Genomic DNA, 21,044 nt, shown 5'->3' on the forward strand with positions numbered 1-21,044 from the left:
TGTCATGCTGAATGTGCTTTATAAATCTGCGATCCGTAGCAGACACCATAAATACACAGACACGGAGAATCACTATGTTTACTTATTATCAGGCAGAAAATTCAACAGCAGAACCCGCTCTGGTTAATGCCATTGAGCAAGGCCTTCGGGCAGAGCATGGTGTTGTCACTGAAGATGACATTCTCATGGAGTTGACCAAATGGGTCGAAGCCTCTGATAACGACATCCTCAGTGACATCTACCAGCAAACGATAAATTATGTGATCAGCGGCCAGCACCCTACGCTTTAAGCTGCTATGCTTGATCGGCAACCTAATTTAGGGGTTTAGCACGTGTTTCTTCGCTACGGCGATGTTGTCCTTAAAACTAGCTACAGGATTGAGGAGTACAAATGAAATCGAATCGTCAGGCACGTCATATTCTTGGACTGGATCATAAAATTTCTAACCAGCGCAAAATAGTTACCGAAGGTGACAAATCCAGCGTAGTAAATACCCCAACCGGCAGAAAACGCCCCGCTGAAAAGTAATCTTTAACAATCAGTCCTCAATGACGATTAAACACCATTGCCTGCGCAATGGTGTTTTTGTTTTTATCTGCTTTATACTTGGGGCCGACGCCCTGGCGGTAAAGCAAAGAAGATAAAAGCACCCCAGGGATGGATATTCAAAAAAGAGTGAGTGACATGGAACCAAAAACAAAAAAACAGCGTTCGCTTTATATTCCTTACGCTGGCCCTGTACTGCTGGAATTTCCGTTGTTGAATAAAGGCAGCGCCTTCAGCATGGAAGAACGCCGTAACTTCAACCTGCTGGGGTTACTGCCGGAAGTGGTCGAAACCATCGAAGAACAAGCGGAACGTGCGTGGATCCAGTACCAGGGATTCAAAACCGAAATCGACAAGCACATCTACCTGCGTAATATCCAGGACACCAACGAAACCCTCTTCTACCGTCTGGTAAACAATCATCTTGATGAGATGATGCCTGTTATTTATACCCCAACCGTCGGCGCAGCCTGTGAGCGTTTTTCTGAGATCTACCGTCGTTCACGCGGCGTATTTATCTCTTACCAGAACCGCCACAATATGGACGATATTCTGCAAAACGTGCCGAACCATAATATCAAAGTGATTGTGGTGACCGACGGCGAACGTATTCTGGGGCTTGGTGACCAGGGCATCGGCGGGATGGGCATTCCAATTGGTAAACTGTCACTCTATACCGCCTGTGGCGGTATCAGCCCGGCGTATACGCTGCCGGTGGTGCTGGATGTCGGCACTAATAACCAGCAACTGCTTAACGATCCGCTGTATATGGGCTGGCGTAACCCGCGTATTACAGACGACGAATACTATGAATTTGTTGACGAATTTATCCAGGCTGTGAAACAACGCTGGCCGGACGTGCTGTTACAGTTTGAAGACTTCGCGCAAAAAAATGCGATGCCACTGCTTAACCGCTATCGCAATGAAATTTGTTCCTTTAATGATGATATTCAGGGAACCGCGGCGGTAACGGTAGGCACACTGATCGCGGCAAGTCGCGCGGCAGGTGGTCAGTTAAGCGAGAAAAAAATTGTCTTCCTCGGTGCAGGTTCAGCGGGATGCGGCATTGCCGAAATGATCATCGCCCAGACCCAGCGCGAAGGATTAAGCGAGGAAGCGGCGCGGCAGAAAGTCTTTATGGTCGATCGCTTTGGCCTGCTGACCGACAAGATGCCGAACCTGCTGCCTTTCCAGACCAAACTGGTGCAGAAGCGCGAAAACCTCAGTGACTGGGATACCGACAGCGATGTGCTGTCACTGCTGGATGTGGTGCGCAATGTAAAACCAGATATTCTGATTGGCGTTTCAGGACAGGCCGGGCTTTTCACCGAAGAAATCATCCGTGAGATGCACAAACACTGTCCGCGTCCGATCGTGATGCCGCTGTCTAACCCGACCTCACGCGTGGAAGCCACACCGCAGGACATTATCGCCTGGACCGAAGGTAACGCGCTGGTCGCCACTGGCAGTCCGTTTAACCCAGTGGTATGGAAAGATAAAATCTACCCTATCGCCCAGTGTAACAACGCCTTTATTTTCCCGGGCATCGGGCTGGGCGTTATTGCTTCCGGCGCGTCACGTATCACCGATGAGATGCTGATGTCGGCAAGTGAAACGCTTGCTCAGTATTCGCCGCTGGTGCTGAACGGCGAAGGTCTGGTACTACCGGAACTGAAAGATATTCAGAAAGTCTCCCGCGCAATTGCGTTTGCGGTTGGCAAAATGGCGCAGCAGCAAGGCGTGGCGGTGAAAACGTCTGCCGAAGCTTTGCAACAAGCCATTGACGATAATTTCTGGCAAGCCGAATACCGCGACTACCGCCGTACCTCCATCTAAGCCTGCGCCCGGTAGTGAAGGCTACCGGGCAATTTTTCTCTCCCTTTTTTAGATCTCATCCATACTGGGTAGTGGCGAATAAATCTCATTTGCCTCACCTGCTATGCAGAACATCATCCGAAAAGGAGGAACTATGAAGGCTGCGGTTGTTACGAAGGATCATCATGTTGACGTTACGGATAAAACACTGCGCTCACTGAAACATGGCGAAGCCCTGCTGAAAATGGAGTGTTGTGGTGTATGTCATACCGATCTTCATGTTAAGAATGGCGATTTTGGTGATAAGACCGGTGTGATTTTGGGTCATGAAGGTATTGGTGTGGTGGCAGAAGTTGGCCCAGGTGTCACCTCATTAAAACCAGGCGATCGTGCCAGCGTGGCGTGGTTTTACGAAGGATGCGGTCATTGCGAATACTGTAATAGTGGTAACGAAACCCTCTGTCGTTCGGTAAAAAATGCCGGATACAGCGTTGATGGCGGGATGGCGGAAGAGTGCATCGTGGTCGCCGATTATGCGGTAAAAGTGCCAGATGGCCTGGACTCGGCGGCGGCCAGCAGCATTACCTGTGCGGGCGTCACCACCTATAAAGCAGTGAAACTGTCAAAAATTCGTCCAGGGCAGTTTGCTATTTACGGTCTTGGCGGTCTGGGTAACCTCGCCCTGCAATACGCAAAGAATGTATTTAACGCCAAAGTGATCGCCATTGATGTCAATGATGAGCAGTTAAAACTGGCGACCGAAATGGGCGCTGATTTAGCGATTAACTCACGCACTGAAGACGCCGCCAAAATTGTGCAGGAAAAAACCGGTGGCGCTCACGCCGCTGTGGTGACAGCGGTGGCTAAAGCTGCGTTTAACTCGGCGGTTGATGCTGTACGAGCAGGCGGTCGTGTTGTGGCTGTCGGTCTGCCGCCGGAGTCTATGAGCCTGGATATCCCACGCCTTGTGCTGGATGGTATTGAAGTGGTCGGTTCGCTGGTCGGCACGCGCCAGGATCTAACCGAAGCCTTCCAGTTTGCCGCCGAAGGCAAAGTGGTGCCGAAAGTCGCCCTGCGTCCGTTAGCGGACATCAACACCATCTTTACCGAGATGGAAGAAGGCAAAATCCGTGGCCGTATGGTGATTGATTTCCGCCGCTAAGAGGCCTTTGCTGCGACTGCCATGTTCGGGTCGCAGCCTGTTTTGCGAGACGCTTTCCGCAATTTCACTCTTCTTCTTTTCCTCCCCCATCTTTCCCCTCACAATTCGCGAAAACGTAGCGAAATTTGTTGCGCTGCACGGAACAATAGTGATAGTGTTCCTCTCGAGGGAACAAGGATGAAGAGATGATAATGAATTTCAGACACAAGGGATTGCGTGACTTGTTTCTTCTCGGCAAAACCTCCGGCGTTATACCGACGCAAGTCAAACGATTACGCCACCGACTCGCTGTGATTGATGCAGCAAGCTGTCTTGCTGATATCGATATGCCCGGTTACCGACTACACCCGTTAAGCGGCGATCGCGATGGAATTTGGGCGATATCTGTCTCGGGCAACTGGAGAATCACATTTGAATTCGTCAATGGCGATGCATACATACTGGATTACGAGGACTATCACTGATGAAAATGGCCAATCATCCCCGCCCGGGGGACATTATTCAGGAATCACTGGACGAACTTAATGTCAGCCTGCGCGAGTTTGCCAGAGCAATGGAAATTGCGCCCTCAACGGCAAGCCGATTGCTGACCGGAAAAGCAGCGTTGACGCCAGAAATGGCAATTAAACTTTCCGTGGTGATCGGCAGTTCACCGCAAATGTGGCTGAATCTGCAAAACGCCTGGAGCCTGGCAGAGGCTGAAAAAACGGTGGATGTGTCGCGACTGCGCCGTCTGGTTACGCAATAAAAAAATGGCACCTTATAAAGCGCCATTTGAAACTGATGACAAACGCAACATTGCCCGATGCGCTACGCTTATCAGGCCTACACGTTCACTGCAATCTATTGGATTTGAACGGTTTGTAGGCCGGATAAGGCGTTCACGCCGCATCCGGCATGAACAAAGTGCACGTTGTCTACAATAAAAAATGGCGCCTTTTACAGCGCCATTTTCAGCTTAAAGTTCAAAAGAGATTATATCCCTTCTTCACTCTCTTTTTTCGCTTCTGCCTTCTCGATTTCACGATACCAGCGCGGATGGTGTTTCTTCGCCCAGCGACGGCTCACCTTCCCTTCGATCATCCCTTTAATCGACCCTTTCACCCAGAATGCCATATACATATGGATCAGGATGGCGTGGATCAGGATGATGCCCGCAGCCGCGTGGATCAGCAGACTGTAACGGACAACCTGCATCGGGAAGTACTGCGCAAAGTACGGACGCCAGATAATCACCCCGGTCACCAGCAGCACAAAAATCATGCTCATGATCGACCAGAACATCATCTTCTGTCCGGCGTTGTACTTACCAACATCCGCCACTTTGTGCTCATTGCCTTTCAATACTTCAACAATGTTCAACAGCCACGGAATATCTTTCTTATCCGGGATGTTGTGATGCACAAAGCGGAAGAACATAAACATCAGCGCGACGAAAATCGCAATGCCGAAGAACGGGTGCAAAATGCGCCCCATCTGCGGCGTACCGAAGGTTTGCGTCAGCCATTGCAGCGTCGGGAAGAAGAACGAAATCCCGGACAGCGCCACCAGGAAGAAGCAAATCACCACGGTCCAGTGACAGGCGCGATCAATAAACTTGGTGCGCACAATCATTTTCGACTTACTCATGATGCTCCTCCTCGTCATCGTCCACTTCCTTATTCGGGCCAATACCGATGTAGTGGAAAATCAACCCAGCAAAAGTGGCGATAAAGCCAGCCGCTGCCAGCGGTTTCAACGCGCCTTTCCACAGGTTTACCGAGGTGTCGATCTTCGGATCTTTCGGCAGACCGTGATACAGCTCCGGCTGATCGGCGTGATGCAGCACGTACATAACGTGCGTACCACCGACACCTTCCGGGTTGTAGACGCCAGCATGTTCGTAACCACGCGCTTTCAGTTTCGCCACGCGCTGTTCCGCCAGCTCCAGCATCTCCTTCTTGGTGCCAAAGTGGATAGCCCCGGTCGGACAAGTTTTCACACAAGCCGGTTCCTGACCGACGCTGACGCGATCGACGCAGAGTGTGCATTTATATACCCGGTTATCCTCTTTGTTGAGGCGCGGAATATTAAACGGACACCCGGCAATGCAGTAACCACAGCCGATGCAGTTTTCCGACTGGAAATCGACAATCCCGTTAGCGTACTGAATGATTGCACCAGCAGACGGGCACGCCTTCAGGCAGCCCGGATCTTCACAGTGCATACAGCCGTCTTTACGGATCAGCCACTCCAGCTTGCCGTTCTGTTCGGTTTCGCTAAAGCGCATCACCGTCCAGGACTTGGCGCTCAGATCGGCGGGGTTATCGTAAACCCCGACGCAGTGCCCCACTTCATCACGGATGTCGTTCCACTCCGAACACGCCACCTGACAGGCTTTACAGCCGATACAGGTAGAAACGTCGATAAGTTTCGCGACTTCTGCTTTGTAATCACGCACCTGCGAAGGCGGCGTGATGGAGTTAGTTGCGGACCTTTTGATAATGTCCTGCGTTTCCATAGCCATCTGTTCGCCCCCTTACGCCTTCTCGATGTTTACTAAGAACGCTTTATATTCCGGCGTTTGCGAGTTTGCATCACCGACATTCGGCGTCAGAGTGTTAGCGATATAACCTTTACGCGCGACACCCTCAAAGCCCCAGTGGATTGGAATACCCACCGTTTCAACCTGCTGACCGTTTACATTCAGCGGTTTCAGACGGCGCGTTACCACAGCCACCGCGCGGATAAAACCACGCTTGCTGGAGACAGTGACACGATCGCCATTGGCAATGCCTTTCGCTGCTGCCAGCGTTTCGCTTATTTCCACAAACTGTTCCGGCTGAGCAATTGCGTTGAGCAACGCGTGCTTGGTCCAGGTGTGGAAGTGCTCGGTCAGACGATAGGTCGTACCCACATACGGGAACTGCTCTTTTTTACCCATCCGCAGCGCGTCTTGTTCATACAGACGAACAACCGGGTTAGACACCACGTTCGGATGCAGCGGGTTAGTACCCAGCGGCGTCTCAATTGGTTCGTAGTGTTCCGGGAACGGGCCTTCCGCCATTTTGTTAATGGCAAACAGACGTCCCATCCCTTCCGGCTGCATGATAAACGGCCCGGTTGGCGTACCCGGTGCGGCATTGCCGAAGTCCGGAATATCGTTACCCGTCCACTTGCTGCCGTTCCACTGGATCAGCATCCGTTTCGGATCCCACGGTTTACCGTTGATATCCGCCGAAGCACGGTTGTAGAGTACGCGACGGTTGAGCGGCCACGCCCAGGCCCATCCCAGCGTATTCCCCAGACCGGATGGGTCGGAGTTATCGCGGTTAGCCATCTGGTTGCCCTGCTCTGTCCAGCTACCGGTATAGATCCAGCAAGAAGATGCGGTCGTACCGTCATCACGCAGATGCGCAAAGCTACTCAGCAACTGACCTTTCTTCGCAATCAGCACCCCATTAGCGTCATAGAGATCTTCCAGCGCATAGCCGTTGTTCTCTTTTGCCACTTCGTCAGACTGCGGCTCGTGCGGCTGCTTGTAGTTCCAGCTCATCTTCATCAGCGGTTCTACACCTTTACCACCTTCGGCTTTGTACAGCTCGCGCAGATGATGGTAGATGCCCGCCAGAATTTCGCCGTCGTTACGCGCTTCGCCCGGTGCGTCCTGACCTTTCCAGTGCCACTGCAACCAGCGACCGGAGTTAGCGATAGAACCATCTTCTTCAGCAAAGCAGGTCGAAGGCAGACGGAATACTTCAGTCTGAATAGACGCCGGATCGACATCGTTCGACTCGCCGTGGTTCTGCCAGAAGGTAGAGGTTTCAGTCACCAGCGGATCGATAACCACCATGTACTTCAGCTTGCTCAGGCAGCTCACCACTTTGTTTTTGTCCGGGAAGGACGCAACCGGGTTAAAGCCCTGGCAGAAATAACCGGTGACTTTGCCTTCGTCCATCATGTTGAAATACTTGATGACGTCGTAGGTCTGATCCCACTTCGGCAGCCAGTCGTAGCCCCAGTTGTTCTCTTTCTGCGCGGCATCGCCGTAGAAAGATTTCATCAGGCTAACGAAGAACTTCGGATAGTTGCTCCAGTAGTTCACCTGATCGGCCAGCGTCGCTTTCGGCGTGTTCGCTTCCAGATACGACTGCAAATCAACCTGTTTTTCTGACGGCAGCGTCAGATAACCCGGCAGGCTGGTAGAGAGCAGGCCTAAGTCAGTCAGACCCTGAATGTTGGAGTGACCACGCAATGCGTTCACGCCGCCACCGGCCATACCCATGTTACCGAGCAGCAACTGGATCATTGCCATAGTACGGATGTTCTGCGCACCCACGGTGTGCTGCGTCCAGCCCAGCGCGTACAGGAAGGTGGTTGTGCGATCCGGCGCACTGGTGGAGGCCAGCACTTCACACACTTTCAGGAAGTCGGCTTTTGGCGTACCACAGATGTTTTCAACAACGTCCGGCGTGTAGCGGGAAACGTGCGCTTTCAGCAGGTTCCACACACAGCGCGGATGAGTCAGTGTTTCATCGCGTTTCGCATAGCCGTTTTCATCGAACTGATAGTTCCAGGACGATTTATCGTATTGCCGTTTTTCAGCGTCGTAGCCGCTGAACAGACCGTCTTCGAAAGCAAAATCATCACGCACCAGCAGGCTGGCGTTGGTGTAATGCTTAACGTATTCGGCGTTGATTTTGTTGTTTTCGATCAGGTAGCGCAAAACGCCAGACAGGAACGTAATGTCCGTACCGGAACGAATAGGTGCGTAAATATCCGCCACAGAAGCGGTACGCGTAAAACGGGGATCGACAACGATCAAGGTTGCATCGTTGTTGTTTTTCGCTTCCATCGCCCAGCGGAAACCGACGGGATGCGCTTCAGCAGCGTTACCGCCCATCACCATCACGACGTTAGCGTTTTTGATATCCACCCAGTGGTTGGTCATCGCACCGCGACCAAATGTTGGAGCAAGACTTGCTACCGTTGGTCCGTGTCAGACGCGCGCCTGGTTGTCTACCGCCAGCATCCCGAGGGAGCGGGCAAATTTCTGGGTCAGCATCCCGGTTTCGTTGCTGGCACCGGAGGCACACAGCATACCGGTAGAAAGCCAACGGTTTACCGTTACGCCCTGCTCGTTCTTTTCAATAAAGTTAGCGTCACGGTCAGCTTTCATCAGCTTCGCAATACGCGAGAATGCTTCATCCCAGCTAATGCGCTGCCATTTGTCAGAACCTGGCGCACGATATTCCGGGTAGCGCAGACGGTTTTCGCTGTTGACGTAATCCAGCAAACCTGCCCCTTTCGGGCACAGCGCACCACGGCTTACCGGATGATCCGGGTCACCTTCAATGTGATAAATCGCTTCTCTGGCGTTTTTCGCGCCATCACCCAGGCTATACATCAATAGCCCGCAACCTACGGAACAGTATGTGCAGGTGTTACGGATCTCTTTAGCGCGTAATAATTTGTAGTTTCGCGCCTGAGCCAGTGCTTGCTTCGGGGCAAAGCCCAATGCTGCTACTGTTGTTCCCGCCATACCGCCCGCGCAGATTTTAAAAAATTGTCTGCGACTGACGTCCATTGCTTTCCTCTTTTTTCAGGGGTATTACTGCGCGAGGAAACTAACAGTAAAATTCTGAATCTTTTTGCGCGAAATCAAAAAGAACACCTGTTTGCCACAAAATAATCCGCCTGCGCAAATTGACCTACCTCAATGGCGGTAGAAAAACACACCACTGCCTGACAGCCTGGTTAAAAAAATGCTATAAATTTCAGCTTAATTTTTAACGGCAAGAGAGACTAAACAGCGAGCATGACACGACAAAAAGCAACTCTCATAGGGCTAATAGCGATCGTCCTGTGGAGCACGATGGTAGGATTGATTCGCGGTGTCAGCGAGGGGCTCGGCCCGGTCGGCGGAGCTGCTGCTATCTATTCATTAAGCGGGCTGCTGTTAATCTTCACGGTTGGATTTCCGCGTATTCGGCAGATTCCTAAAGGCTATTTACTCGCCGGGAGTCTGTTATTCGTCAGCTATGAAATCTGTCTGGCGCTTTCCTTAGGGTATGCGGCGACACGTCATCAGGCGATTGAAGTGGGTATGGTGAACTATCTATGGCCCAGCCTGACAATTCTCTTTGCCATTCTGTTTAATGGTCAGAAAACCAACTGGCTGATTGTACCAGGATTATTATTAGCCCTTGGTGGCGTCTGCTGGGTATTAGGGGGTGAAAATGGCCTCAAGCCGGATGAAATTATCAACAATATCACTACCAGCCCGTTGAGTTATTGCCTGGCTTTTATTGGTGCTTTTATCTGGGCCGCTTATTGCACGGTCACCAATAAATATGCCCGTGGATTTAACGGTATTACCGTTTTCGTCCTGCTGACGGGAGCAAGTTTGTGGGTTTACTATTTTTTAACGCCGCAACCGGAGATGGTATTTAGCACGCCCGTCATTATAAAACTTATCTCAGCGGCATTTACTTTAGGATTTGCTTACGCGGCGTGGAACGTCGGCATTTTACATGGCAATGTCACCATTATGGCGGTAGGTTCGTATTTTACGCCTGTGCTTTCGTCGGCGCTTGCTGCGGTACTGCTTAGTGCTCCGCTATCGTTCTCTTTCTGGCAAGGCGCATTGATGGTCTGCGGCGGTTCCCTGCTCTGCTGGCTGGCAACGCGTCAACGATAAGCAAAGGCTACGACAATAAAGCCACGATTCATACGGCAACAAACACGTTTGCCGTATGTTAGTTTAAAAATAAGTAAAAAATATGATGCATCATTGTTACATTCAGTAACACATATCCATTCAGATAATCAGCTTTCTCCCCCCGCAGTTTCGCTTTGTTATCTATTCTTTCAATCAGCACTTCACTCTATTTACTCTTAATTCTAATAACGGACCATTGCGTCCAATGTCCTGCCTTGTCTTTTTTTCATTAACAATGTGTGCATGTGAGGAAGAATATGGCACTACAAAATGAGAAAAATAATCGTTACCTTTTACGCGACTGGAAGCCAGAAAATCCGGCCTTCTGGGAAAATAAAGGAAAACACATTGCCCGAAGAAACCTCTGGATATCAGTAAGTTGTTTACTCCTTGCCTTCTGTGTCTGGATGTTATTTAGCGCAGTTGCCGTTAATCTCAATAAAATCGGCTTTAATTTCACTACCGATCAGCTTTTTTTATTAACCGCCTTACCTTCCGTTTCCGGCGCATTATTGCGTGTTCCCTACTCCTTTATGGTGCCTATATTCGGTGGACGCCGTTGGACAGTTTTTAGTACCGCGATTCTGATTATTCCTTGCGTCTGGCTCGGTATTGCTGTGCAAAATCCGAATACCCCTTTTGGGATATTTATTGTTATTGCTTTGCTCTGTGGTTTTGCTGGCGCGAACTTTGCTTCGAGTATGGGAAATATCAGTTTTTTCTTCCCGAAAGCCAAACAAGGCAGTGCATTAGGGATTAATGGCGGGTTGGGGAATTTAGGCGTCAGCGTGATGCAACTGGTTGCGCCGCTGGTGATTTTTGTACCGGTATTTGCTTTTCTTGGCGTCAATGGCGTACCGCAGGCCGATGGTTCGGTGATGTCGCTGGCGAACGCCGCATGGATTTGGGTACCGCTACTGGCGATTGCCACTATCGCCGCCTGGTCAGGGATGAATGATATTGCCAGTTCACGTGCGTCAATTGCTGACCAGTTGCCCGTTTTGCAACGGTTGCATCTGTGGCTGCTGAGTCTGCTCTATCTCGCTACCTTTGGCTCGTTTATCGGTTTTTCCGCCGGATTTGCCATGCTGGCAAAAACACAGTTCCCGGATGTGAATATTCTGCGCCTGGCGTTCTTTGGCCCGTTTATCGGTGCCATCGCGCGGTCGGTGGGTGGTGCTATTTCCGATAAATTTGGCGGCGTGCGGGTGACGTTGATCAACTTCATTTTTATGGCGATTTTCAGCGCCCTGCTGTTCCTTACCCTACCTGGCACGGGTTCCGGCAATTTCATCGCATTTTACGCTGTGTTTATGGGGTTATTCCTTACCGCTGGTTTGGGAAGTGGTTCTACTTTCCAGATGATCGCTGTCATCTTTCGCCAGATAACGGTTTATCGCGTCAAGATGAAAGGCGGCAGCGATGAACAGGCCCAGCGAGAAGCAATCACTGAAACGGCGGCGGCGCTGGGCTTTATTTCGGCCATCGGCGCGGTGGGCGGCTTCTTTATTCCACAAGCATTTGGCATGTCGCTGAATATGACCGGATCGCCAGTGGGCGCGATGAAAGTGTTTTTAATCTTTTACATCATCTGTGTGCTGCTGACCTGGCTGGTTTATGGTCGGCGGAAGTTCAGCCAAAAATAAGAGATCGATGCCTGATGTACAACCGTGTCGCATCCGACAAGGCATCAGATCCCAAATCATTCCTGGAGCAGGAGTCAAGTCATGAGTAAACTTTTGGATCGCTTTCGCTACTTCAAACAAAAGGGCGAAATCTTTGCCGATGGTCACGGACAGGTGATGCATAGCAACCGTGACTGGGAAGATAGCTATCGCCAGCGTTGGCAATTCGACAAAATCGTGCGCTCCACCCACGGCGTTAACTGCACTGGCTCCTGTAGCTGGAAAATCTACGTTAAAAATGGCCTGGTGACCTGGGAAATCCAACAGACCGACTACCCGCGCACTCGCCCTGATCTGCCCAATCATGAACCCCGCGGATGCCCGCGTGGCGCAAGTTACTCCTGGTATCTTTACAGCGCTAACCGCCTGAAATACCCGCTAATTCGTAAACGACTGATTGAACTGTGGCGCGAAGCCCTTAAACAGCACAACGATCCAGTACTGGCGTGGGCATCGATTATGAACGATCCGCAAAAGTGCCTGAGCTACAAACAAGTGCGTGGGCGCGGCGGCTTTATCCGCTCCAACTGGCAGGAACTAAACCAGCTGATTGCCGCAGCTAACGTCTGGACCATCAAAACCTATGGCCCGGATCGCGTTGCCGGATTCTCACCGATTCCGGCGATGTCGATGGTATCTTACGCCGCCGGAACGCGTTATCTGTCGCTGCTTGGCGGCACCTGTTTAAGTTTCTACGACTGGTATTGCGACCTGCCGCCCGCCTCGCCAATGACCTGGGGCGAGCAAACCGACGTGCCAGAATCTGCCGACTGGTATAACTCCAGTTACATCATCGCCTGGGGATCTAACGTACCGCAGACGCGCACGCCAGACGCTCACTTCTTTACCGAAGTGCGCTACAAAGGCACCAAAACTATCGCCATTACCCCTGACTACTCGGAAGTAGCAAAACTGTGCGACCAGTGGCTGGCGCCAAAGCAAGGCACTGATAGCGCGCTGGCGATGGCGATGGGCCATGTGATTTTAAAAGAGTTTCATCTCGATAATCCCAGCGACTACTTTATCAACTACTGCCGCCGCTACAGCGACATGCCGATGCTGGTAATGCTGGAACCACGTGAAGATGGCAGCTACGTTCCCGGGCGCATGATCCGCGCGTCTGACCTGGTGAATGGACTGGGCGAAAGCAACAATCCGCAGTGGAAAACCGTGGCGGTTAATACCGCAGGTGAACTGGTGGTGCCGAACGGTTCGATTGGTTTTCGCTGGGGAGAAAAAGGCAAATGGAATCTGGAATCCATTGCCGCCGGTACGGAAACCGAATTGTCGTTAACCCTGCTCGGTCAACACGACATCGTTGCAGGCGTGGCCTTCCCCTACTTTGGCGGCATTGAAAATCCGCACTTTCGCAGCGTAAAACACGATCCGGTACTGGTGCGTCAATTACCCGTTAAAAACCTGACATTAGCCGATGGCAGTGTCTGTCCGGTGGTCAGCGTTTATGATTTGGTACTGGCGAATTACGGCCTCGATCGCGGGCTGGAAGATGAAAGCAGCGCGAAAGATTACGCTGAAATCAAACCGTACACCCCAGCCTGGGGTGAGCAAATTACCGGCGTACCGCGCCAGTATATTGAAACCATCGCCCGCGAATTTGCTGATACCGCCCATAAAACGCATGGGCGCTCGATGATTATCCTCGGTGCTGGCGTCAACCACTGGTATCACATGGACATGAACTACCGCGGGATGATCAATATGCTGATCTTCTGCGGTTGTGTCGGGCAAAGCGGCGGCGGCTGGGCGCACTATGTCGGTCAGGAAAAACTGCGCCCGCAAACCGGCTGGTTGCCGCTGGCCTTTGCGCTCGACTGGAACCGACCACCGCGCCAGATGAACAGCACCTCGTTTTTCTACAATCACTCCAGCCAGTGGCGCTATGAAAAAGTCACCGCGCAGGAATTGCTCTCACCGCTGGCCGACGCCAGTAAATACAGCGGTCATCTGATTGATTTCAACGTTCGCGCCGAGCGCATGGGCTGGCTACCTTCTGCGCCGCAACTGGGGCGTAACCCGCTATCCCTGAAAGCCGAAGCCGACAAGGCCGGATTATCACCCGCCGAATTTACCGCCCAGGCACTGAAGTCAGGCGAGTTACGCATGGCCTGCGAACAGCCGGACAACGGCAGCAACCATCCGCGTAACCTGTTTGTCTGGCGTTCAAACCTGCTTGGCTCGTCCGGCAAGGGCCACGAGTATATGCAGAAGTATCTGCTGGGTACGGAAAGTGGCATTCAGGGGGAAGAACTTGGACCGACGGAGGGAATCCAACCGGAAGAAGTTGAGTGGCAAACTGCAGCGATTGAAGGCAAGCTCGACCTGCTGGTGACGCTCGACTTCCGTATGTCCAGCACCTGTCTTTTCTCCGATATTGTTCTGCCTACTGCCACCTGGTACGAAAAAGACGATATGAATACTTCGGATATGCATCCGTTTATTCATCCACTTTCTGCGGCGGTCGATCCGGCCTGGGAATCACGCAGCGACTGGGAAATCTACAAAGGTATCGCCAAAGCCTTTTCGCAAGTGTGCGTGGGACATCTCGGCAAAGAAACCGACGTGGTATTACAACCACTGCTGCACGACTCTCCGGCAGAGCTCTCCCAGCCGTGTGAAGTGCTCGACTGGCGCAAAGGCGAATGCGATCTGATCCCTGGCAAAACTGCCCCCAATATTGTGGCGGTGGAACGCGACTACCCTGCTACCTATGAACGCTTTACCTCGCTCGGGCCACTGATGGACAAACTTGGCAACGGCGGTAAAGGGATTTCGTGGAATACCCAGGATGAAATCGATTTCCTCGGTAAACTCAATTACACCAAGCGTGATGGCCCAGCACAGGGGCGTCCGCTGATTGACACCGCCATTGATGCATCAGAAGTGATTCTGGCGCTGGCACCGGAAACCAACGGCCATGTGGCGGTCAAAGCGTGGCAGGCGCTGGGCGAAATCACCGGACGCGAACATACCCATCTGGCGCTGCACAAAGAGGACGAGAAGATTCGCTTTCGCGATATTCAGGCGCAGCCACGTAAAATTATCTCTAGCCCCACATGGTCCGGTCTCGAAAGCGATCACGTCTCCTACAACGCCGGATACACCAACGTTCATGAGTTAATTCCGTGGCGCACGCTGTCGGGCCGTCAGCAGCTGTATCAGGATCATCCGTGGATGCGTGCTTTTGGTGAAAGCCTGGTGGCTTATCGCCCGCCTATCGACACCCGCAGCGTCAGTGAAATGCGCCAGATCCCGCCAAACGGCTTCCCGGAAAAAGCACTTAACTTCCTGACGCCGCACCAGAAATGGGGCATTCACTCCACCTACAGTGAAAACCTGCTGATGCTGACGCTTTCTCGCGGTGGGCCGATTGTCTGGATCAGCGAAACCGATGCCCGTGAACTGACCATTGTCGATAACGACTGGGTGGAAGTGTTTAACGCCAACGGCGCGCTGACAGCTCGTGCGGTTGTTAGTCAGCGCGTACCGCCGGGCATGACCATGATGTATCACGCCCAGGAACGCATTATGAATATCCCCGGCTCGGAAGTAACCGGCATGCGCGGCGGCATTCATAACTCGGTCACCCGCGTTTGCCCGAAACCGACGCATATGATTGGCGGTTACGCACAGCTGGCCTGGGGCTTCAACTACTACGGCACCGTCGGCTCGAACCGCGACGAATTTATCATGATCCGCAAGATGAAGAACGTTAACTGGCTGGATGATGAAGGTCGCGATCAGGTACAGGAGGCGAAAAAATGAAAATCCGTTCGCAAGTCGGCATGGTGCTTAACCTCGACAAATGTATCGGCTGCCATACCTGTTCGGTGACCTGCAAAAACGTCTGGACCGGTCGCGAAGGCATGGAGTACGCATGGTTTAACAACGTCGAAACCAAACCGGGCATTGGTTACCCGAAAAACTGGGAAGATCAGGAAGAGTGGCAAGGCGGCTGGGTCCGCGATGTCAACGGTAAGATCCGTCCGCGTCTGGGCAGCAAGATGGGGGTAATAACCAAAATCTTCGCCAACCCGGTGGTGCCGCAGATTGACGATTACTACGAACCTTTCACCTTCGACTACGAACATTTGCATAGCGCGCCAGAAGGTAAACATATTCCCACCGCCCGCCCGCGTTCGCTGATTGACGGTAAGCGGATGGACAAAGTGATCTGGGGGCCAAACTGGGAAGAACTGCTGGGCGGCGAGTTCGAAAAACGCGCCCGCGACCGCAACTTCGAAGCCATGCAAAAGGAGATGTACGGGCAGTTTGAAAACACCTTCATGATGTATCTGCCGCGTCTGTGCGAACACTGCCTCAACCCCAGCTGCGTGGCGACCTGCCCCAGCGGCGCTATCTACAAACGCGAAGAAGATGGCATTGTGCTGATCGATCAGGATAAATGCCGTGGCTGGCGTTTGTGCATTAGCGGTTGTCCGTACAAAAAAATCTACTTCAACTGGAAAAGCGGCAAGTCAGAAAAATGTATCTTCTGTTACCCGCGAATTGAGTCAGGCCAACCAACCGTGTGCTCAGAAACCTGCGTGGGTCGCATCCGGTATCTGGGCGTGCTGCTTTACGACGCCGACCGCATTGAGGAAGCGGCGAGCACCGAGCGCGAGGTTGATCTCTATGAGCGCCAGTGCGAAGTGTTCCTCGATCCGCACGATCCCTCAGTGATCGAGGAAGCCCTGAAACAAGGTATTCCACAAAATGTGATTGAAGCTGCCCAGCGTTCGCCTGTCTACAAAATGGCGATGGACTGGAAACTGGCGCTACCGTTGCACCCTGAATATCGCACCCTGCCGATGGTCTGGTACGTTCCTCCGTTGTCGCCGATTCAGTCCTACGCTGATGCGGGCGGTTTGCCGAAAAGCGAAGGCGTGCTCCCCGCCATCGAAAGCCTGCGTATTCCGGTGCAATACCTCGCCAATATGTTGAGTGCCGGCGATACCGGCCCGGTACTGCGGGCGCTAAAAAGGATGATGGCGATGCGCCACTATATGCGTTCACAAACCGTGGAAGGCGTTACTGATACCCGCGCCATCGACGAAGTGGGTTTGAGCGTCGCTCAGGTCGAAGATATGTATCGCTATCTCGCTATCGCCAACTATGAAGATCGTTTTGTCATTCCGACCAGTCATCGTGAAATGGCGGGCGACGCCTTCGCAGAACGCAACGGCTGCGGCTTTACTTTTGGCGACGGTTGCCACGGCTCGGACAGCAAATTCAACCTGTTCAATAGTAGCCGAATTGATGCCATCGACATTACCGAAGTACGCAATAAAGCGGAGGGCGAATAATGCAGATCCTAAAGGTGATCGGCCTGTTGATGGAGTATCCGGACGAGCTGCTGTGGGAAAGCAAGGAGGACGCGCTGGTGTTGATCCGCCGCGATGCGCCGATGCTTACGGATTTCACCCGTAACCTGCTTAACGCGCCGCTGCTGGATAAACAGGCCGAATGGTGCGAAGTGTTTGACCGTGGACGTACCACATCGCTGCTGCTGTTCGAACATGTTCATGCCGAGTCCCGCGATCGAGGCCAGGCAATGGTGAACCTGCTGGCGGAGTATGAAAAGGTCGGTCTGCAACTGGATTGTCGGGAACTGCCTGATTATCTGCCGCTGTATCTGGAGTATTTAAGCGTACTGCCGGACGACCAGGCGAAAGAAGGGTTACTCAACGTTGCGCCGATCCTCGCTCTGCTTGGCGGACGTTTAAAACAACGCGAGGCACCGTGGTATTCGTTGTTTGACGCCCTACTGCATCTGGCGGGAAGTACGCTTTCAAGTGACAGTGTCACTAAACAAATTCGCAGCGAAGAGCGCGATGACACCCGCCAGGCGCTGGATGCGGTGTGGGAAGAGGAACAGGTGAAGTTTATTGAAGATAACGCCACGGCGTGTGACAGCTCGCCGCTTAATCAATATCAGCGACGCTTTAGCCAGGATGTCGCACCGCAGTATGTCGACATCAGTGCGGGAGGTGGGAAATGATTCAGTATCTGAACGTCTTTTTTTACGATATCTACCCGTACTTGTGTGGCACGGTTTTTATCCTTGGAAGCTGGCTGCGCTACGATTACGGGCAGTATAGCTGGCGCGCCGCCTCCAGCCAGATGCTGGATAAACGCGGGATGGTGCTGTGGTCGAACTTGTTCCATATCGGCATTCTGGGGATCTTCTTCGGTCATCTGTTTGGCATGTTAACGCCGCACTGGATGTACGCGTGGTTTCTGCCGGTGGCGGTAAAACAACAGATGGCGATGGTGCTCGGTGGTATTTGCGGTGTATTAACGTTGATTGGCGGTGCGGGGCTGCTGGTACGTCGTTTAACAAATCCGCGTATCAGGGCGACGTCTTCTGGTGCGGATATCCTGATCCTCGCCATTTTGTTAATTCAGTGCATTCTTGGGTTAACCACCATTCCCTTTTCAGCACAACATCCGGACGGCAGTGAAATGATGAAGCTGGTGGGCTGGGCGCAAAGCATTGTCACTTTCCAGGGCGGCGCATCGACGCATCTTGATGGCGTAGCTTATATCTTTCGCGTTCATCTGGTATTGGGAATGACCATCTTCCTGCTCTTCCCATTCACCCGACTGGTGCATGTGTGGAGCGCGCCGTTTGAGTACTTTACTCGTCGGTATCAGATTGTGCGTTCGCGGCGTTAATCATCACCCTGGCCGGATAGCCCTTCGCTCTCCGGCCAGTTGCAGGCTATGATAGTTCTCCAGCCACAGGAGAACATTAATGAAACCGCAGGTTTACCACGTCGATGCTTTTACCTCTCAACCGTTTCGCGGCAATTCTGCCGGTGTTGTTTTCCCTGCCGATAATCTCAGTGAAGCGCAAATGCAACTTATCGCCCGCGAGTTAGGCCATTCGGAAACTGCGTTTCTGCTGCACAGTGACGACAGCGATGTGCGCATTCGCTACTTTACGCCAACGGTTGAAGTGCCGATTTGCGGTCACGCGACCGTGGCAGCACATTATGTACGTTCGAAGGTATTAGGTTTGGGAAATTGCACGGTCTGGCAAACGTCGCAGGCAGGAAAACACCGCGTGACTATCGAAAAGCACAACGATGATTATCGTATTTCGTTGGAACAAGGTTCTCCTGGCTTTGAGCCACCGCTGGAAGGTGAAACACGTGCGACGATTATCAACGCGCTTCATCTCACTGAAGACGATATTCTGCCAGGCTTGCCAATTCAGGTCGCAACAACAGGACACTCAAAAGTGATGATTCCGCTGAAACCAGAGGTGGATATCGACGCCCTTTCGCCTGATCTTGCTGCGCTGACCGCTATCAGCAAACAGATTGGCTGCAATGGTTTCTTTCCCTTCCAGATCCGTCCAGGCAAAAACGAAACCGATGGTCGCATGTTCTCGCCTGCGATTGGTATTGTGGAAGATCCGGTGACCGGCAATGCCAATGGTCCGATGGGGGCATGGTTGGTACATCACAACGTATTGCCCCACGATGGCAGCGTGTTGCGTGTTAAAGGCCATCAGGGGCGCGCTCTGGGGCGTGACGGTGTGATTGATGTGACGGTGACAATTCGCGATAACCAGCCGGAGAAAGTGACTATTTCTGGTACAGCGGTGATTTTATTTCATGCCGAGTGGGCAATTGATCTTTAAAACCGTTGCCATATACGGCAGAAAAACAAATTGCCTGATGCGCTTCGCTTATCAGGCCTACAACCGCCGGATTAGGCGTTTACGCCGCATCCGGCACTCTGGCACCAACTATTTCCCCGCTTCCGGATGCGTATCAAACGCTGCCATCACCTGCGCCAGCTCATCCACAGTAAACCCATGTTTCGCATCATCCACGCCCAGTCCAAACTGCTCCTGCATCACGGCATACAACGACGCCGCATCTGGCAAATTCTGCTGCTCTGCTACGTGACCATTTTCATAATGGGTGAAATGAAAATTGGTCAACGTCAGCTTGCCACCGTCCGGCAAATGGCGGCACATTAACAAATGATGGCGAAAATGCGATTGCGGCCAGTGCGCCGACCAGAAATTACCCATCACATAATCGCTTTGTTGCTGCTCACAGAGATCAAAACGGTACATCGACTGCCAGTGCTGATGATGATTAAACTGCAACACCCAGTCGCCCCCTTCCTGTAACAGCCGATATTCGCCATGTGGCGTTGTTTGCGCGATATCCGGCACTAAACGGATTGGCGCGGTCAGCGTCTGACCACCAAAACCAACGTCGGCAATCCATTGTTCACCTTCCAGTTCTACCAACAGTAAACGGTGCGTGCGCGGCGGTAATGATGGTGGATTAGATAACACTACGCGCCCTAACAGACTACGTACATGAAAACCCAGCTCGCGTAAAACCCGCTCAAACACGCCATTCTGTTCAAAGCAATAACCGCCACGCCGGGCGAACACCAATTTCTCTTCCAGAGATTGATCATCAAGCTGCATTTCCCTCGGCAGCAGAACATCAAGATTTTCAAATGGAATGGTGCAATTGTGTTTCAGGTGTAATGCACGAAGCGTATCGATATTGACCGCAGCAGCTCCCGACCAGTTAATGCGGGCAAAATAATGATTCAGAATGGGCGTCATCAGGCGTTTCCGTTAGTGGTTTTATCCAGTGCGCCATAAAACCCCGTCCTTCAGGGTGGGGATATAAGGCGCGGTTTTCCACCTAACCAGGTGTTTGCTGTTGTTCAATGTATTGGCGGATGACGGATATTGGCGCACATCCGCAGCTACTGGCAAAATAGCTGGGACTCCACAAAACGCATTTGTGGTAATACCTGACTGCAATATCTGGTCGATCTCGTCGCAGCAATCTACTCGATACGCTTTTGAGGCTGTTTACCAGACTGGATATCGCCAGTTTGGGTGGATAGTTAATTAACAAATGGACATGATCTTGTTCACCATCCATTTCAACCAGTTCAGCTTCAAAATCAGCACATACATTTGAAAAGTAAGTGCGTAGTTTTTCTGTCGCGTCATGGTCAAAAATCTGGCGTCTGTATTTGGTTAGACAAAGACCAGGTGAACATGCATCAGGAAAACACAGTGCCTTCCGCGTCGGATATCGGTTTCTTTTTTCATAGACCAAAGTA

17 protein-coding genes and 1 pseudogene are annotated in these 21,044 nt (G+C 52.1%); 13 read left to right on the plus strand and 5 right to left on the minus strand.

Annotation, left to right across the window (positions count from 1 at the left end; all coding sequences use genetic code 11):
• The first annotated feature begins 74 nt into the window (after window positions 1-74).
• The 6 genes from bdm to FEK66_RS22550 all read left to right on the plus strand — a co-directional run bounded on the left by bdm (window position 75) and on the right by FEK66_RS22550 (window position 4,272).
• Window positions 75-290 carry a biofilm-dependent modulation protein gene (gene bdm, locus FEK66_RS22525; protein ID WP_000495763.1) on the plus strand — a complete coding sequence of 72 codons (216 nt, stop codon included), beginning with the start codon at window positions 75-77 and terminating at the stop codon, window positions 288-290.
• A gap of 101 nt (window positions 291-391) precedes the next feature.
• The gene (gene sra, locus FEK66_RS22530) at window positions 392-529 is read left to right on the plus strand and encodes a stationary-phase-induced ribosome-associated protein (RefSeq protein WP_000841557.1); all 138 of its coding nucleotides are present in this window, start codon (window positions 392-394) and stop codon (window positions 527-529) included.
• A 156-nt stretch (window positions 530-685) separates the two neighbouring features.
• Window positions 686-2,383 carry a malate dehydrogenase gene (gene maeA / locus FEK66_RS22535; protein WP_024166593.1) on the plus strand — a complete coding sequence of 566 codons (1,698 nt, stop codon included), beginning with the start codon at window positions 686-688 and terminating at the stop codon, window positions 2,381-2,383.
• Window positions 2,384-2,516: 133 nt separating this feature from the next.
• Complete coding sequence (gene adhP, locus FEK66_RS22540; protein ID WP_135493550.1) at window positions 2,517-3,524, plus strand: alcohol dehydrogenase AdhP; 1,008 nt, start codon at window positions 2,517-2,519, stop codon at window positions 3,522-3,524.
• Between the two features lie 185 nt (window positions 3,525-3,709).
• Complete coding sequence (locus tag FEK66_RS22545) at window positions 3,710-3,988, plus strand: type II toxin-antitoxin system RelE/ParE family toxin (RefSeq protein WP_000605676.1); 279 nt, start codon at window positions 3,710-3,712, stop codon at window positions 3,986-3,988.
• The gene (locus FEK66_RS22550) at window positions 3,988-4,272 is read left to right on the plus strand and encodes a HigA family addiction module antitoxin (RefSeq protein ID WP_000781370.1); all 285 of its coding nucleotides are present in this window, start codon (window positions 3,988-3,990) and stop codon (window positions 4,270-4,272) included. The genes FEK66_RS22545 and FEK66_RS22550 overlap by 1 nt, the downstream gene beginning before the upstream one ends.
• A 227-nt stretch (window positions 4,273-4,499) precedes the next feature.
• Here FEK66_RS22550 and fdnI read toward each other — a convergent pair whose 3' ends face one another.
• Genes fdnI through fdnG form a run of 3 tightly spaced genes read right to left on the minus strand, consistent with a single transcriptional unit; the run spans window position 4,500 to window position 9,090 of the window.
• On the minus strand, window positions 4,500-5,153 hold the full coding sequence (gene fdnI, locus FEK66_RS22555) for a formate dehydrogenase-N subunit gamma (RefSeq protein WP_000045638.1): 654 nt from the start codon (window positions 5,151-5,153) through the stop codon (window positions 4,500-4,502).
• Window positions 5,146-6,030: a formate dehydrogenase N subunit beta gene (fdnH, locus tag FEK66_RS22560; RefSeq protein ID WP_001240581.1), complete on the minus strand. Its 885-nt coding sequence runs from the start codon at window positions 6,028-6,030 to the stop codon at window positions 5,146-5,148. The genes fdnI and fdnH overlap by 8 nt, the downstream gene beginning before the upstream one ends.
• A gap of 12 nt (window positions 6,031-6,042) precedes the next feature.
• The gene (gene fdnG, locus FEK66_RS22565) at window positions 6,043-9,090 is read right to left on the minus strand and encodes a formate dehydrogenase-N subunit alpha (RefSeq protein ID WP_138211548.1); all 3,048 of its coding nucleotides are present in this window, start codon (window positions 9,088-9,090) and stop codon (window positions 6,043-6,045) included.
• A gap of 231 nt (window positions 9,091-9,321) precedes the next feature.
• On the opposite strand from fdnG, the gene yddG reads away from it, so the two are divergent.
• The 7 genes from yddG (at window position 9,322) to FEK66_RS22600 (ending at window position 19,578) form a co-directional block, all read left to right on the plus strand.
• Window positions 9,322-10,203 (plus strand): aromatic amino acid efflux DMT transporter YddG, encoded by an 882-nt coding sequence (yddG, locus tag FEK66_RS22570; RefSeq protein WP_135493549.1) that lies wholly within the window; start codon window positions 9,322-9,324, stop codon window positions 10,201-10,203.
• 278 nt (window positions 10,204-10,481) lie between these two features.
• Window positions 10,482-11,870 (plus strand): nitrate/nitrite transporter NarU, encoded by a 1,389-nt coding sequence (gene narU / locus FEK66_RS22575; RefSeq protein WP_130210509.1) that lies wholly within the window; start codon window positions 10,482-10,484, stop codon window positions 11,868-11,870.
• 81 nt (window positions 11,871-11,951) lie between these two features.
• Entirely contained in the window at window positions 11,952-15,692 is a 3,741-nt protein-coding gene (gene narZ, locus FEK66_RS22580) for a nitrate reductase Z subunit alpha (RefSeq protein WP_135493548.1), read from the plus strand.
• Complete coding sequence (gene narH / locus FEK66_RS22585; protein ID WP_130210513.1) at window positions 15,689-17,233, plus strand: nitrate reductase subunit beta; 1,545 nt, start codon at window positions 15,689-15,691, stop codon at window positions 17,231-17,233. Before narZ ends, narH begins: the two co-directional genes overlap by 4 nt.
• Window positions 17,233-17,928 (plus strand): nitrate reductase molybdenum cofactor assembly chaperone, encoded by a 696-nt coding sequence (gene narW / locus FEK66_RS22590; RefSeq protein WP_135493547.1) that lies wholly within the window; start codon window positions 17,233-17,235, stop codon window positions 17,926-17,928. The genes narH and narW overlap by 1 nt, the downstream gene beginning before the upstream one ends.
• Window positions 17,925-18,605, plus strand: coding sequence for a respiratory nitrate reductase subunit gamma (gene narI / locus FEK66_RS22595; protein ID WP_130210515.1), 681 nt, complete (start codon window positions 17,925-17,927; stop codon window positions 18,603-18,605). The genes narW and narI overlap by 4 nt, the downstream gene beginning before the upstream one ends.
• Window positions 18,606-18,684: 79 nt before the next feature.
• Entirely contained in the window at window positions 18,685-19,578 is an 894-nt protein-coding gene (locus tag FEK66_RS22600) for a PhzF family isomerase (protein WP_135493546.1), read from the plus strand.
• 108 nt (window positions 19,579-19,686) lie between these two features.
• Here the strand turns inward: FEK66_RS22600 and nhoA are convergent, their stop codons facing one another.
• Both nhoA and tnpA read right to left on the minus strand, forming a co-directional pair.
• Window positions 19,687-20,532, minus strand: coding sequence for an N-hydroxyarylamine O-acetyltransferase (gene nhoA / locus FEK66_RS22605; RefSeq protein WP_130210519.1), 846 nt, complete (start codon window positions 20,530-20,532; stop codon window positions 19,687-19,689).
• Window positions 20,533-20,614: 82 nt separating this feature from the next.
• Window positions 20,615-21,033, minus strand: a pseudogene (tnpA, locus tag FEK66_RS22610) (IS200/IS605 family transposase).
• Window positions 21,034-21,044 lie beyond the last annotated feature (11 nt).

Origin of the sequence: Escherichia sp. E1130, assembly GCF_005781065.1 — a bacterium.
Taxonomy (GTDB): domain Bacteria; phylum Pseudomonadota; class Gammaproteobacteria; order Enterobacterales; family Enterobacteriaceae; genus Escherichia.